We start from the raw sequence: 13,748 nt of genomic DNA, 5'->3' as shown, positions 1-13,748 counted from the left end.
CTCGTAGGAAGCTGCACGATACATGGTCTGTACACATGTGTCTAGACACTTCTGTCCAGAGCTTGCGCGCGGCCCCGCGCCGTGCCACTTGTTCGGTCATGACCATGACTAATCCCCAGGACGAGCCGGCGGCCGGCAACATCAAGGTGACCCGCGCCGACTGGATCGACCTCGCGCTGCGGACGCTGATTTCCGGCGGCATCGAGAGCGTGCGCGTGCTTACGCTCGGACAGAAGCTCGGCGTGTCGCGATCGAGCTTCTACTGGTATTTCGAAAGCCGGCAGGATCTGCTCGATCAACTGCTCAGGCACTGGCAGGACACCAACACCAAGGCGATCGTCGAGCGGGCGCGCCGGCCGGCCGAAACCATCATCATGGGCGTCATGAACGTGTTCGAATGCTGGGCCGACGAGCGCCTGTTCGATCCGCGCCTCGATTTCGCCATCCGCGAATGGGCCAGACGCTCGGCCGACGTGCGGCGCGTGATCGACCAGGCCGACGAGGAGCGCCTGCTCGCCATCCGCGACATGTACCAGCGCCACGGCTATGACGGCGAGGACGCCTTCATCCGCGCCCGCGTCCTCTACTACATGCAGATCGGCTATTACGTGCTCGATCTCAAGGAGCCGGTCGAAGCGCGGGTCAGCCACCTCGCCGCCTATCTGCGCGCCTTCACCGGACTGGAACCGACCGAAGCGGATGTGGCGCATTTCATGCGCTTCATCGCGGCGCGGTGATATCGCTCCAGCCTGCCATCAACCTTAGCGTTCAACAAAGCTTGTGTGTGGCTTCGCTGCCCTTGTGAGCGGTGCTAAGATGGTCGATTAGTCTGGCAGGGAGGGCGCCTCGGAACCGTGATCGGCAGTTTCGGGCGGAAGTGCACCGGGGTGGAATTCTGGAATGGACAATCCCTCGAAACCACGCAGGAGAAGAGGCCGGATCGCTTCGGCGCTGCTCGGCATCGATGCGTGGCTCGATACCTCGCTCTACGAGATCGGTTTCAAGGCGCGCGAATTCTGGGAAGCGGCGACCATCTTTTCGCGCCGTTTCCGCGTGCACGGCTGGCGCCGCGCCATCATCGAGGTGCTGAGCGAAGGCTTCACCATGGGCGCCGGCGGTTTCGTGGTGCTGCTCGCGCTGGCCATGCCGGCCTTCGACATCACCACCGGCGACTGGCGCAACCAGGGCGACTTCGCCGTCACCTTCCTCGACCGCTACGGCAACGAGATCGGCCAGCGCGGCATCATCCAGCGCGATTCCGTGCCGGTGGACGAGATGCCCGACATCGTCATCAAGTCGGTGCTGGCGACCGAGGACCGGCGCTTCTTCGAGCATTACGGCATCGACATACTCGGCCTGTCGCGCGCGATCTTCGAAAATGTCCGCGCCAATTCTGTGGTCCAGGGCGGATCGAGCCTCACCCAGCAACTCGCCAAGAACCTGTTCCTGTCCAACGAGCGCACCTTCGAGCGCAAGATCAAGGAAGCCTTCCTGTCGCTATGGCTGGAGGCGAATCTCTCCAAGAAGGAGATCCTGCAGCTCTATCTCGACCGCGCCTATATGGGCGGCGGCACGTTCGGCATCGAGGCGGCGGCGGATTTCTATTTCGGCAAGAGCGTCAAGGATCTGAACCTGGCCGAGGCGGCGATGCTGGCCGGCCTGTTCAAGGCGCCGACCAAATACGCCCCGCACATCAACCTGCCGGCGGCGCGCGCCCGCGCCAATGTCGTTTTGTCAAACCTCGTCGACGCCGGCTTCATGACCGAAGGCCAGGTGCTGCAGGCACGGCTGCATCCGGCCGACGTCGTCGACCGCGGCGAGCAGAAGAGCCCCGACTACTTCCTCGACTGGGCCTTCGACGAGGTGAAGAAGATCGCCAAGCCCGGCCAGCACTCGCTGGTCGCCCACACCACCTTCGACGCCAACATCCAGAAGGCGGCCGAGGAGTCGGTCGAGTTCCACCTTCGCCAGTTCGGCAAGGAATACAACGTCACCGAAGGCGCTGTCGTGGTGATCGAGACCAATGGCGCGGTGCGCGCCATCGTCGGCGGCCGCGACTATGGCGCCAGCCAGTTCAACCGCGCCACCAAGGCGCTGCGCCAGGCCGGCTCGTCGTTCAAGCCCTATGTCTACGCCACGGCGATGGAGCACGGCTTTACGCCGAATTCGATCATTTCCGGCGGACCGATCAGCTGGGGCAACTGGTCGCCGCACAATTACAACGGCGAATCCGCTGGCAAGCTGCCGCTGATCGTGGCGATGGCCAAATCGATCAACACGGTGCCGGTCAGGCTCGCCAAGGATTATCTCGGCATCGCGCCGATCAAGGCCACGGCGGAGTCGTTCGGCGTCGAGTCGCAGTTGGAAGCGCACAAGACCATGGTGCTCGGCACATCCCTGATGACGGTGATGGACCAGGCGACCGGCTACAGCGTGTTCGCGCAGAACGGCTTTGTCGGCAGCCGCCACGGCATAACGCAGCTCGTCACCCGCACCGGCGACGTCGTCTATGACTGGACCAAGGACGCGCCGCCGCCGCATCGCGTGCTGTCCGAGCAGGCGCTGAAATCGATGAACACCATGCTTGCCGCCGTGCCGGTGATGGGCACGGCCAGGCGCGCCCAGATTCCCAACATCGTGGTCGCCGGCAAGACCGGCACGACGCAATCCTACCGTGATGCCTGGTTCGTCGGCTTCACCGGCAACTACACGGCCGCCGTCTGGCTGGGTAATGACGACTTCACGCCGACCAACAAAATGACCGGCGGTTCGTTGCCGGCGATGGTCTGGCAGCGGCTGATGGTCTATGCGCACCAGAACATCGACCTGAAGCCCATACCCGGCATCGATCACCCGTTCGTCGATCCGGAAGTCGCGGCCAAGGCCGAGGAAGCGGCGAAGAAGGACGCGGACGCCGCTACCGCCCAGGCCGAAGCAGAGCGCCCGCCGGTGCTTTCTGCCCGCACGACCCAGATGCTGCGGGAAATGACCAAGGTGTTCGAGGCGGCGCCTGTCCTCGACGCTCCCGCCTCGCCGGAAACGCTGTCGGCGCTTTAGGACGGCTCTCGCGTGAAGCCGGCTTGCCACAGCACCCCGCGCCGCGATATCCCGGGCGACCTCCTCTGTTTGCGGCTCTCATGCTCAAGAACGCCATCCTGACGCTGCTTTCGCTTGCCATGGCCATCGGGCTTGGCGGCTACAGCGTCTGGTATGCGCTGAATGCGCAGGATGGTGTGGGCGCGATCCGCATTGGCCGGTGGACCGCCTTTCCCGAAATGGGGACTTTGGCCGCCGACCCCTACTCCAAGGCCCGCGTGGCGCGCTCGGGCGTGCTGGCGCTCGGTCAGGCCGAGGGGCTTGCCTTCGTCGCCGAGCGTGACGAAGCCGGCGAGCCGCTGAAGCGCGAATGCACCTATTCGATCGAGGGCGGCTATCCGACCGCCCGGTTCTGGACGCTCTATGCCGCCGACCAATCGCTTGGCGTGATCGACACCGGCAAGACGAGACAATCGGCGCTGCAGTCCTACGAGGTTCTGCGCCAGCCCGACAATTCCGTCGTCATCACCGCCGGCAACCGCCCCGCCCCCGGCAACTGGCTGCTTACCGGCGGCTCCGGCAAGATGTATTTCGTGCTGACCTTCTACGACACGCCGATCGCCTCGAGCACCGGCCTCTCGGACGTGACGCTGCCGCGCATATTGAAGGTTGGCTGCAATGCGTAGCATGCTGCACGCCCTGATTCTCGGCCTGCTCGGCGCCGGCATCGTGCACATCGTGGTGCTGTTCCTGGTGCCGGAATTTTCCGAACGCGATGCCTGGTCGAGGCTGGCGATGGCTTCCGACCTCTACAAGATGACGCGGCTGGACGCCGAGGCCGGCGGCGCCCCAGTGGTGAAATCGGTCGATCCGCTGTTCTATGCCGCCGCCTGCCGCTTCGACCTCGCCGACGGGCTGGTGCGGATCAAGGCGCCGGGCGACGTGCCGTTCTGGTCGGCCTCGGTCTACGACCGCAGCGGCCACAACATCTATTCCTTCAACGACCACAACGCCAACGGCGAGAAGCTCGATGCGGTGGTGCTGACGCCGGCGCAGATGATCGATGTGCGTCGCGACCTTCCGGAGGATCTGCAAGGCGCGATCTTCGTCGAGGCGCCGATCGAGGAAGGTGTTTTCGTCGTCCGCGCCTTCGTGCCGGACGAGAGCTGGAAGCCGATCGTGTCACGCTTTCTCGAGCAGAGCGCCTGCGAATTGCAGGATTATTAGAGCAATTCCGGGAAAAGCGCGAGACGGCTGGTTCGGCGACTTCGCCGTAACCTTCCGTCCGGAATTGCGCCGGGCTGACCTAGTGATGCGGCTTCGAAGGTGCCGGCGTGCCGGGCTTGTCCGGACTGCCGGGCTGAGACTCACTGGCCTGCGGACGCAATTCGTAGCGGACGCCGGGGAAAATGATGACCGCCGCCGCCGTCGTGGTGTCGTGACTTGCTCGATTTACAGGTGCCGCTCGCGGCACAAATGACAGGACCATGCCCATGGTTCGCGCATTCCCTCTCGGTTTGACCGGAGCAACAACGCAACGCCTCCAAAGTTGATTAAGGGGCTTAGAGGGTTAACGGAGCGCTAACGGATCGCGGCTAATTTGATGTTTGTTTTTCCTGGAGTTGCGAAACCGGCCCGGCTGGATTGCGCTGTTCGGGATTGTGTCGAGTGTCGGGCGTATCCTCCGTGTCATCTTCGGATTTCAGGCAAATCGCTATCCGGACCGAAGCGGGAAAAGCTGAAAGGCTGTTCCGCGCCAGCGTGTCGGCCTTCTGCTCGCTGACCCGCCCGTCACGCCGCGAGATCGCCCAGCTCGAGGATCTGACGCTGCCGCTGTTCGACCAGGTCTCGGTGGAGTCGCGCCGCTATGTCGCCGCCGCCCTTTCCGAATGCGAATATGCGCCGGCCGCGCTGGTCCGGCGGCTGGCCGAAGAGCCGGTCGAGATCGCGGCACCGCTGCTCACCCGCTCCAACGCGCTGAGCGACATCGACCTGATTGCGCTGATCGGCCGGCACGGGCTGCCGCATGCGCGCGCCATCGCGCGCCGCAAGGAGCTCAACCCGACGATCGCCGACCTGATCCGCGCGCTGGAAAGACCGACGCTGGTCAAGACGCGGCCGCCGGAAACGGTCACTCAACTGGCGCCGAAACCGGAACCCGCGGCCAAAGCGCACACCGGCCACCCGGCGTCCGGCGAAGCAGCGGAGAACGCGCGGCGCCGCCTGCGTTCGATGATGCGCCCGGCCGGCGACAGCGCCGACGTCAATGCCTTCCTCGGCCAGCCGGCCTATGTTCGGCTGCGCGAGACGGCGCTGACCGGCAACGCGGCCTTCTTCCAGACGGCCCTTGCCGACGCGTTGGAGATCGACTTTGCGACGGCCCGCTCGGTGACCGGCCAGTCAAGCTATGCCGCCTTGCTTGCGGCGCTGCGCGCCCTCGACCTCAGCGAGGACAGGGCCTTCCTGATCGCTGTGGCGGTCTATCCCGGCGAGTTCCCGCATCCGCAGGCGATCCGGCTCTTCCTCGACCGCTACAGGCTGCTGCATCGCGAGGCGGCGCTCGACAAGGTGCGCGCCTGGAAGACCGAGACCCTTTCGCGGGCGATCCGCGGCAATGCGTCCGACACAGCCGGCGTCGATCATGAGGCGTCCAACAGCGTCGAAGCGATTTCCAGCCTCAAGGCATCCTGACGCGGTTATTCCGCCTTCACGGAAAGAAGCTCCTCGAACGGAACGGTCCCTGCCTCGATTTCGACCACCCAGATGTCGGGATCGAATTTCTTCTCGCGCTCCAGCCGCGCATCGAAAGCCGAGCCATCGTCGCTGGCATCGAGCATGGTGAAGAAGCGCTCGTCGGGCTTGGCCGAATCGTAGCTCGTCTGCGGCGCCGGGCCATAGAGGGCCACCTCCCCCATCCGCCCGCGCGACAGCACGAAGACGGCGCCCGCCTCGGTCGCGCCGCGCTTGACCACGGCGGCAAAGCCGCCGGCGCTGAAGACACGGCGCAGAAGGGCCGAGACCCAGAGGTCGGTGGTTACGCGCATGGGTGGTTTCCGCATTTCATGTGCGGTTCTTACAGCAGGGATGAAGGAACCGAAACGACCGCCAACCGCTCAGTTGGTCAGGCCGATCTCGCGCATCTTGACGTACACCGCCTCATCCGGCTCGCCGGTCTCGGGCAGGCCGAACAATGCCTGGAATTCCTTGATCGCGGATTTGGTGCGGGCGCCGACCTTGCCGTCGAGCTGCATGTCGTTGTTGCCGAAGGCCTTCAGGCCGGCCTGAATCTTGACGATGCGGGCATCGGGCGACTGCGTCGCGCCGTCGGCCGGTGCCGAGACCGGGATCACCGACGGTTTGGCGGCGGAAGTGTTGGCGGTGCCGTCGGCCGGCCGCGGCATCGGATGAGGAATGGCCGCCGTCGTCTGGCGCGCGCCAAGCTGGTCGAGCAGCGCGTTGTCGATTTCGCCCGACCCCGGCAGCCCGACCTTCAGCTGATAGGCCTGGATGGCCTTGCGCGTCGCCGGGCCCGTCAGACCGTCCACCGTACCGTCGTAGAAGCTGAGGTCCTTCAGGATGCCCTGCACCTGCTCGACGACCGGATCCGGCTTGGGCGTGGGCTGCGCCTGGCGCACGATATTGATGGTGGTCTCCGGTTCGTCGGAAACGGTGTGCGGAAAATTCTCGATGCTTCGGGTGGCGAAGAAAGCACTGGTATGCGGAAAGGGCTGATACCAGAGCGCGTTGGCCGAAACGTAGAACAGCGTCACCAGGAAGGCGGTCGAGCCGCCGACCAGAACCGGATTGCTTGCGATCATCTGGCCGACGGCAACCGCGCCCTCGGCAAGAACGCCGCGCTCGGGTTCGACGACCTTACGCCGTTTTGCGGAGCGAGCCATTTCTCTCCCCATCTCTATCCCCCTTCGGATTCGCCGCCGGCATGGCCAGCACGCCGGAAGGCGCACCGGAACGCCGCTTCGGCCCGTTCACCGGCAGGCTGATCGTCACCGTGGTGCCCTCGCCCGGCGCGCTCTCGATCGACATCGTGCCGTCATGCAGCGCCACCAGGCCCTTGACCAGCGACAGGCCGAGCCCGGTTCCCTCGAAACGGCGTGTGTAGTCGTTCTGGATCTGCATGAACGGCTTGCCGAGATTGGCCATGTCCTCCTCGGCAATGCCGATGCCGGTGTCGCTGACCCAGAAATGCAGGCGCGAGCCGACGCGCTTGGCGCCGATCACGACGCTGCCGCCATCGGGCGTGAACTTGACGGCGTTCGACGCCAGGTTGATCAGGATCTGCTGGATCGCACGGCGGTCGGCATTGATCTCGCCCGCGTCCGGCGCGATCTGCGTGGCGAGCACGATGCTCTTGGCGTCAGCCAGCGGCCGCATCATCGAGCGGCACATGTCGACGGCCTCGACGAAACGGAACGGCTCCAGCTCGGTCGCATAGGCGCCCGCCTCGATGCGCGAAACATCGAGGATCGAGGTGACGACGGACAGAAGATGCTGGCCGGACTCCCTCACCAGGCCGACATATTCCTTCTGGCGCGGATCCTTGAAGGCACCGAACATCTCATGCAGCAGCATGTCGGAGAAGCCGATGATGGCGTTGAGCGGCGTGCGCAACTCATGGCTGACGACGGCCAGGAAACGACCCTTGGCCACTTCGGCGGCGGCAGCGGTTTCCTTCGCTTCCGCCAGTTCCTCGCGAAGTGCCGAGACGGCGTCGTTCTCGCGCAGGACCAGGGTGAAGAGGTCACGGTCTGCTTCGCCACGCATCAGCTCGAGGCTGAACGGACGGAAATTGTCGGCCGCGCCGGACCCCTCGCGCGGCAGGCGGATGCGCAGCTCCAGCCGCCGCTTCGGCGCATCCTCGCGCATGTCGGCCAAAGCGGTGAGATAGGCGACGCGGTCGGAAAGATGGACGCGGTCGAACAGGCCGGTGCCGAGCAGGAGTTCCGGCGCCAGTTTCAGGATCGAACGTGCCTTGGCGGACGCGTCGAGCACTTCGCCCTGGCGCCCGATGCGCAGCACGACGGCGTCGATGACGTCCTCGAGGCGATCCCCGGTGGGCTCCGCCGGCAGGGAGTTGGCCGGATTGGCGAAGGCGGCCGCGCGCGGCAACAGCGTCAGCGTCCAGGCGAGCGGCAGCAGCCAATGCCAGGCGGCGATTTCGCCGAGCGGCAGGACATAGCCGGCAAAAGCCTGCAGCACGATGGCGGCAAGTGCTGCCAGCGCGCCCGGCAACGAGGCGCGCCGCGATCCCGAGACCCACCAGGTTTCAACCGGCAATGCGACGGCAAGCAGTGCGACCGGCGAGGCCAATCCGCCCGCCGCCGCGATGGCGCCGGCAAGGGCAAGGCCGCCCAACACGAGCGCCATGCGGCCGGCAAGCGCCATATGGCCGGTGGCCGCGACCAGAAGCGCCGCGAACCAGCACAAGCCGAAAGCGGCGAAGATCGCGGCTACGGTGAGGGCCGCGCCGAGGCTCGAAGTGACCAGCGTGACAGCGGCGCCGGCGGCGAGGAAGGGCGCGGCGAGCATGACGCCGATGAAGCGACGCTGGCGCAGGCGCGCGGCCTCACCCGTCACGGTCGGATGAACCATGCGTTCGCAGCCGGCGGCAACGGCGCCGGGCAATTGAACGTATCTGGCTGAAATCGAACTCAACGCACGCGTACCCGGTGGTAAAAAACGCCCTGCCTGGCAGGTGACTCAATCAATGGCTTGAAACTCGCATCGAGCGTTTAAGGAATGGATAAGGCTGACCGAGCCGGCGACCCGCCCAAGGCAAATATTGTGACGCCGGCCCCGCAAAGCACGCCGAGTTGGCGCCATGGTAAACGGCGGGTTAGCCGCGAGGCCTGTGCCAAAACGGGCCGGAACCTGACCCGGCTAACCGCCATCTTAGATAAAATCGTTCAATAACAATAGGATATATGGTTATCGTAAAGTTAATGCGGTCGACGAGATTCGACACAAGTCGACATCAAAACCAATTCTTTCGAATTTGCCTAAAATTTGAGGAAAATTCGCGGCTTCGCTGCAAGCCGTCTTTTGCGTGAGCGTGCCACTATGATGCCCATAAAAGAGGTCATGCCGAGGATGCATGATCCGTCACGGATGGATACACGATCCATCCCGGATGAGAGGCAAGTAAGATGGGCTTTCTGATCAGGATGGCTTTCTGGTTTTCGCTGGTGCTGCTGGCGCTGCCGCTCGGCGTCGGCCCGGGCGAAGACGGCCAGCAGAGCGTCGGACCGATCCAGGCGCTGTTTGCGGCGCGCGAGGCGGTCGGCGATATTGCAGGGCTCTGCGAGCGCAAGCCCGACGTCTGCGAGACCGGCAAATCGGCCATGTACACCATCACCGTTCGCGCCAAGGAAACGGCCAAGATCGCCGCGGCCATGATCGACGACCAGCAGTCCGGCAAGGCAGCCACGCCCGAGACGAAGGTCGCGGATGGCTCCGTCACCACCACCGGCAGCGTCGCCGAGGACATCGTGCTGCCCGCCAAGGTCAACATCCCGGTTACGCTGACCGCGAAGAACTGAATTTCTTGCCAGCCGTTCGCTCTATCTCCTTTGGGCGCAATTCCGGACGGAGGCTACGGCGAAGTCGCCGAACCTAACCGCTTCGCACTTTTCCTGGAATTGCTCTAACGCCGCGGGCCCGTCCGACCTCTCGACGCCCGCGGCGTCTTTCTTTTTCCGTGACGCAGCCCTGCCGGGTCACTATATGCGAGGCAATGACCACCTCGATCCAGACGATCCGTGACGACTTCTCCCTGCTCGATGAGTGGGAGGACCGCTACCGCTACGTGATCGAGCTCGGTGAGGGCTTGCCGCCCTTCCCCGAAGAGGAGCGCACCGCCGCGAACAAGGTGCCTGGATGCGTGAGCCAGGTGTGGCTCACCACCGAGCAGCGAGCCGGCACCGATCCGGTCATTAGCTTCCAGGGCGATTCGGACGCCCATATCGTGCGCGGTCTCGTCGCCATCATGCTGGCGCTGTTTTCAGGCCGGCATGCGAGCGAAATCCAGAACACGGACGCCGAAGCGACGCTGAAGGAGCTCGGCCTCGACGAGCATCTGTCGCCGCAGCGCGCCAACGGACTGCGCTCGATGGTCAAGCGCATCAAGCGCGACGCGGAAGCAGCGTTGAAGCAGACGGCCTGATCGGGTCGACATTTCAATACCCGTCAAAGCAAAACGGCGCCCAGAGGGCGCCGTCGAACTGCTTGAAGAGCCGAGACCGATCAACGGCCCTTGCGCTTGCGGCCGAGACCCATCTTCTTGGCGAGCTGCGAGCGGGCGGCCGCGTAATTGGGCGCGACCATCGGGTAGTTGGCGTCCAGGCCCCACTTCTCCCGGTATTCTTCCGGCGTGAGATTGTAGTGGGTCATCAGGTGACGCTTCAGCGACTTGAACTTCTTTCCGTCCTCGAGACAGACGATATAGTCGTCATGGACGGAACGCTTCGGGTTGACGGCCGGCTTCTGCTTCTCGGCCGACGGCTGTTCCGGCGAGCCGCCGACCCGGCCCAACGCGGCATGAACGTCGGCGATAAGGTTCGGCAATTCCCCGACCGGCACCGGGTTGTTGCTGACATAGGCGGCGACGACATCGGCGGTCAGCTCGATCAGCGCATCACCGTTTTTCGAAGGTGTTTCGACGATTTCCATAGTGCTAAGGCCCCAACGAGAGTTGTTTCTAAAACCGCGCCCTTTTTTCTAGGATCGGGCATCGCGCGAATTTCATGCAGGAAAGCCTGCGATTCGCGTCGGGTTATCTTAATGGCGCTGCATCGCAAGTAAGTCAATTCGCCTATTGACTTCTATTCGCCGATATTCATCAAATATTGCTGATTCAGCTTCAAAAATTCGTGCACCGTGTAACTTCGCGAGATTTCTCTGGCCAGACCAGCATGCCGTGACGTTACGTCATGCATGCGTTAGACATCCGATCGCCATTCGACGCGGTGCTCAATGCTTGACCAATGCTTGCATGCCTGTTGCGCCAGCGCGACGAATCCTGCGGCGCAGCGGAGCGGGGATGTCGCCTTGCCGGCCGGACCAAGGCGGGGTGACGGATCCCTCAGTAAGGCGCGACGTATTTGCCGTAGACCCAGCCGGTAACGAAATGGCCATTCTGAGCCGGGTCGTGCCAGACCTCGCACCAGCGATAGCGGATCGCCTGGCGCTGCTTCCAGTCCGGCTGCCGGGCGATGTCGAGCAGGCTTACGCCACCGGTGCAGCGGCCGGTCATCTGCAGCACCGTGCCGTTCGGATAGGCGGCCTGTTTCTGCGACGCGTTGGAAGGATATTTTCGCGCATTGAGCGTGTCGCCGAACGGCACACCCGCCACTTGCCACGCGGCAAAGACGGCTGCATGAGACTGGCTTGAAAAAGCCAGAACTGATGCGGCGACGGCAACAGCCACGGCGGTAAGAACAGAGGATTTCATCTTTCCCCCTTCAACTTAGCTCCTATCGACCAACCTGAACCACGCCCCTTGAACAGCCGCTGAGCGGCGTGTTCATTCGTCATTCAAGCAAATTCCGCAGCGAGACGTAATGACCAGAGCTTCCGCCTTCCCGACCGCCAACCCGCCGACGCCTGAGAAACATCCGGTCTCCGACACCCATCACGGCATCACCCGCCGCGATGACTATGCCTGGATGCGGGCCGACAACTGGCAGGCCGTGTTCCGCGACCCTTCCCTGCTCGACGGTCGGATCCGCGCCCACCTCGAGGCTGAAAACGCTTATCAGGCCGTGCTGATGGCCGGCACCGCGGACCTGCGCGGCAAGCTGTTTGCTGAGATGAAGGGGCGCATCAAGGAAGACGACTCGACGGTGCCGATGAAGGACGGCCCTTATGCCTATGGCTCATCCTTCCGGCAGGGCGGTGAGCAGCCGCGCTATTTCCGCACGCCGCGCGACGGCGGCGCCGAAGAGATCCTGCTCGACGGCGACGCGGAGGCCGAGGGCAAGGCCTATTTCCGCCTAGGCGGCGTCGACCATTCGGCCGACCACAGGAAGCTGCTCTGGGCCTTCGACGACAAGGGCTCGGAATTCTTCACGCTGCGCGTGCGCGATCTTGCCAGCGCCAAGGAACTTGCCGACCAGATCCCGGATACTGGTGGCGGCGGGGTGTGGAACGCCGGCGATGACGGCTTCTTCTACACCCGTCTCGACGACAACCATCGTCCATCGAAAGTGTTCTTCCACGCGCTCGGCGACAAGCCGGAGAACGACCGGCTGATCTATGAGGAGACCGATCCGGGTTTCTTCATGGATGTCGGCGGCACGCGCGCCAATGACTGGATCATGATCGGCATCAACGACCACGAGACATCGGAGTATCGGCTTCTGCCAGCCAGCGACCCATCGGCCGAGCCCAAGCTGGTGGCGGTGCGCGAGACCGGGCTGCAATACGACCTGGAAGAAGGCGGCGACATCTTCTTCATCCTGACCAATGCCGACGGCGCCAAGGACTTCAAGATCATGACAGCGCCGGTCGCCAATCCGGTGCGCGCCAACTGGCAGGAATTGGTGCCGCACGAGCCGGGACGGCTGATCCTCTCGGTGCTCGGTTTCAAGGATCACATGGTCAGGCTGGAGCGCAAGGAAGGCCTGCCGCGCATCGTCGTGCGCGAGCGCGCCAGCGGCGAGGAGCATTTCATCTCCTTCGACGAGGAGGCCTTCTCGCTCGGCCTCTCCGGCTCCTACGAATACGACACCGAAGTGATGCGTTTCACCTACTCGTCGATGACGACGCCGGCGCAGGTGTTCGACTACAACATGCGCACACGCGAGCGCGTGCTCCTGAAGACGCAGGAAGTGCCGTCAGGCCATGACCCGGACCATTATGTCACGCGCCGGCTGATGGCGCCCGCCGCCGATGGTGAACTGGTGCCGATCTCGCTGCTGTACCATCGCGACACGCCGCTCGACGGTTCCGCGCCCTGCCTGCTGTATGGCTACGGCTCCTACGGCATCACGGTGCCTTCCGCCTTCAACACCAATTGCCTGTCGCTGGTCGATCGCGGTTTCGTCTATGCGGTCGCGCATGTGCGCGGCGGCAAGGACAAAGGCTATGGCTGGTACGACGACGGCAAGCGCTCGCACAAGATGAACAGCTTCACCGACTTCATCGCCTGCGCCCGCCATCTCGTCGCCGAGCGCTACACGCAGCACGACCGAACCGTGGCGCAAGGCGGCTCGGCCGGCGGCATGCTGATGGGCGCTATCGCCAACATGGCGCCCGCCGACTTCGGCGGCATCGTCGCCGAAGTGCCGTTCGTCGACGTGCTCACCACCATGCTCGACGCCAGCCTGCCGCTGACGCCGCCCGAATGGCCGGAATGGGGCAACCCGATCGCGTCGGCGAACGACTACAAGACGATCGCGGCCTATTCGCCCTATGGCAATGTCGCGGCGCACGACTACCCGCCGATCCTTGCGCTGGCGGGCCTCACCGATCCCCGTGTCACCTATTGGGAGCCGGCCAAATGGGTGGCGCGACTGCGCGAACGCAAGGCGGGCGGCAACCCGGTCCTGTTCAAGATCAACATGGATTCCGGCCATGCCGGCGCGTCGGGCCGCTTCTCGCGGCTGGAGGAGATCGCCTACATTTACGCCTATGCCCTGAAAGTGACCGGCAAGGCCTGATTTTCCGCTCGCAATCCGGAAGACCGCGCGTTACGC

The 13,748-nt window shown here is 64.1% G+C and carries 13 protein-coding genes; 8 read left to right on the top strand and 5 right to left on the bottom strand.

The window, feature by feature from the left end; translation table 11 throughout:
- The first annotated feature begins 98 nt into the window (after positions 1–98).
- The 5 genes from DPM33_RS03740 to DPM33_RS03715 all read left to right on the top strand — a co-directional run bounded on the left by DPM33_RS03740 (position 99) and on the right by DPM33_RS03715 (position 5,727).
- Positions 99–737 (top strand): TetR/AcrR family transcriptional regulator, encoded by a 639-nt coding sequence (locus DPM33_RS03740; RefSeq protein ID WP_112095632.1) that lies wholly within the window; start codon positions 99–101, stop codon positions 735–737.
- Positions 738–900: 163 nt separating this feature from the next.
- Positions 901–3,057 carry a transglycosylase domain-containing protein gene (locus DPM33_RS03735; RefSeq protein ID WP_112095630.1) on the top strand — a complete coding sequence of 719 codons (2,157 nt, stop codon included), beginning with the start codon at positions 901–903 and terminating at the stop codon, positions 3,055–3,057.
- 80 nt (positions 3,058–3,137) lie between these two features.
- Entirely contained in the window at positions 3,138–3,722 is a 585-nt protein-coding gene (locus DPM33_RS03730) for a DUF1214 domain-containing protein (RefSeq protein ID WP_112095628.1), read from the top strand.
- Positions 3,715–4,263, top strand: coding sequence for a DUF1254 domain-containing protein (locus DPM33_RS03725; protein ID WP_112095627.1), 549 nt, complete (start codon positions 3,715–3,717; stop codon positions 4,261–4,263). The genes DPM33_RS03730 and DPM33_RS03725 overlap by 8 nt, the downstream gene beginning before the upstream one ends.
- Positions 4,264–4,722: 459 nt before the next feature.
- Positions 4,723–5,727 (top strand): DUF2336 domain-containing protein, encoded by a 1,005-nt coding sequence (locus tag DPM33_RS03715; protein ID WP_112095622.1) that lies wholly within the window; start codon positions 4,723–4,725, stop codon positions 5,725–5,727.
- Between the two features lie 5 nt (positions 5,728–5,732).
- Here the strand turns inward: DPM33_RS03715 and DPM33_RS03710 are convergent, their stop codons facing one another.
- The 3 genes from DPM33_RS03710 to DPM33_RS03700 all read right to left on the bottom strand — a co-directional run bounded on the left by DPM33_RS03710 (position 5,733) and on the right by DPM33_RS03700 (position 8,646).
- Positions 5,733–6,080 (bottom strand): DUF1491 family protein, encoded by a 348-nt coding sequence (locus DPM33_RS03710; RefSeq protein WP_112095620.1) that lies wholly within the window; start codon positions 6,078–6,080, stop codon positions 5,733–5,735.
- Between the two features lie 69 nt (positions 6,081–6,149).
- Entirely contained in the window at positions 6,150–6,935 is a 786-nt protein-coding gene (locus tag DPM33_RS03705; RefSeq protein WP_112095618.1) for a peptidoglycan-binding domain-containing protein, read from the bottom strand.
- Complete coding sequence (locus tag DPM33_RS03700; protein WP_112095973.1) at positions 6,910–8,646, bottom strand: sensor histidine kinase; 1,737 nt, start codon at positions 8,644–8,646, stop codon at positions 6,910–6,912. The genes DPM33_RS03705 and DPM33_RS03700 overlap by 26 nt, the downstream gene beginning before the upstream one ends.
- 554 nt (positions 8,647–9,200) lie before the next feature.
- On the opposite strand from DPM33_RS03700, the gene DPM33_RS03695 reads away from it, so the two are divergent.
- Positions 9,201–9,593 carry a DUF5330 domain-containing protein gene (locus tag DPM33_RS03695; RefSeq protein WP_112095616.1) on the top strand — a complete coding sequence of 131 codons (393 nt, stop codon included), beginning with the start codon at positions 9,201–9,203 and terminating at the stop codon, positions 9,591–9,593.
- Between the two features lie 194 nt (positions 9,594–9,787).
- Positions 9,788–10,216 (top strand): SufE family protein, encoded by a 429-nt coding sequence (locus tag DPM33_RS03690; RefSeq protein WP_112095614.1) that lies wholly within the window; start codon positions 9,788–9,790, stop codon positions 10,214–10,216.
- 80 nt (positions 10,217–10,296) lie between these two features.
- Here the strand turns inward: DPM33_RS03690 and DPM33_RS03685 are convergent, their stop codons facing one another.
- Positions 10,297–10,722, bottom strand: a complete 426-nt coding sequence (locus DPM33_RS03685; protein WP_027164827.1) for a Ros/MucR family transcriptional regulator — start codon at positions 10,720–10,722, stop codon at positions 10,297–10,299.
- A gap of 412 nt (positions 10,723–11,134) precedes the next feature.
- The gene (locus DPM33_RS03680) at positions 11,135–11,503 is read right to left on the bottom strand and encodes an SH3 domain-containing protein (protein WP_112095612.1); all 369 of its coding nucleotides are present in this window, start codon (positions 11,501–11,503) and stop codon (positions 11,135–11,137) included.
- A 109-nt stretch (positions 11,504–11,612) separates the two neighbouring features.
- On the opposite strand from DPM33_RS03680, the gene DPM33_RS03675 reads away from it, so the two are divergent.
- Complete coding sequence (locus DPM33_RS03675) at positions 11,613–13,712, top strand: S9 family peptidase (protein ID WP_112095610.1); 2,100 nt, start codon at positions 11,613–11,615, stop codon at positions 13,710–13,712.
- The last annotated feature ends 36 nt before the right edge of the window (positions 13,713–13,748 follow it).

Source organism: Mesorhizobium hawassense, assembly GCF_003289945.1.
Taxonomy (GTDB): domain Bacteria; phylum Pseudomonadota; class Alphaproteobacteria; order Rhizobiales; family Rhizobiaceae; genus Mesorhizobium; species Mesorhizobium hawassense.
The sequence above is the reverse complement of the archived record's forward strand: the minus strand, read 5'-3'. Positions and strand labels throughout refer to the sequence as shown.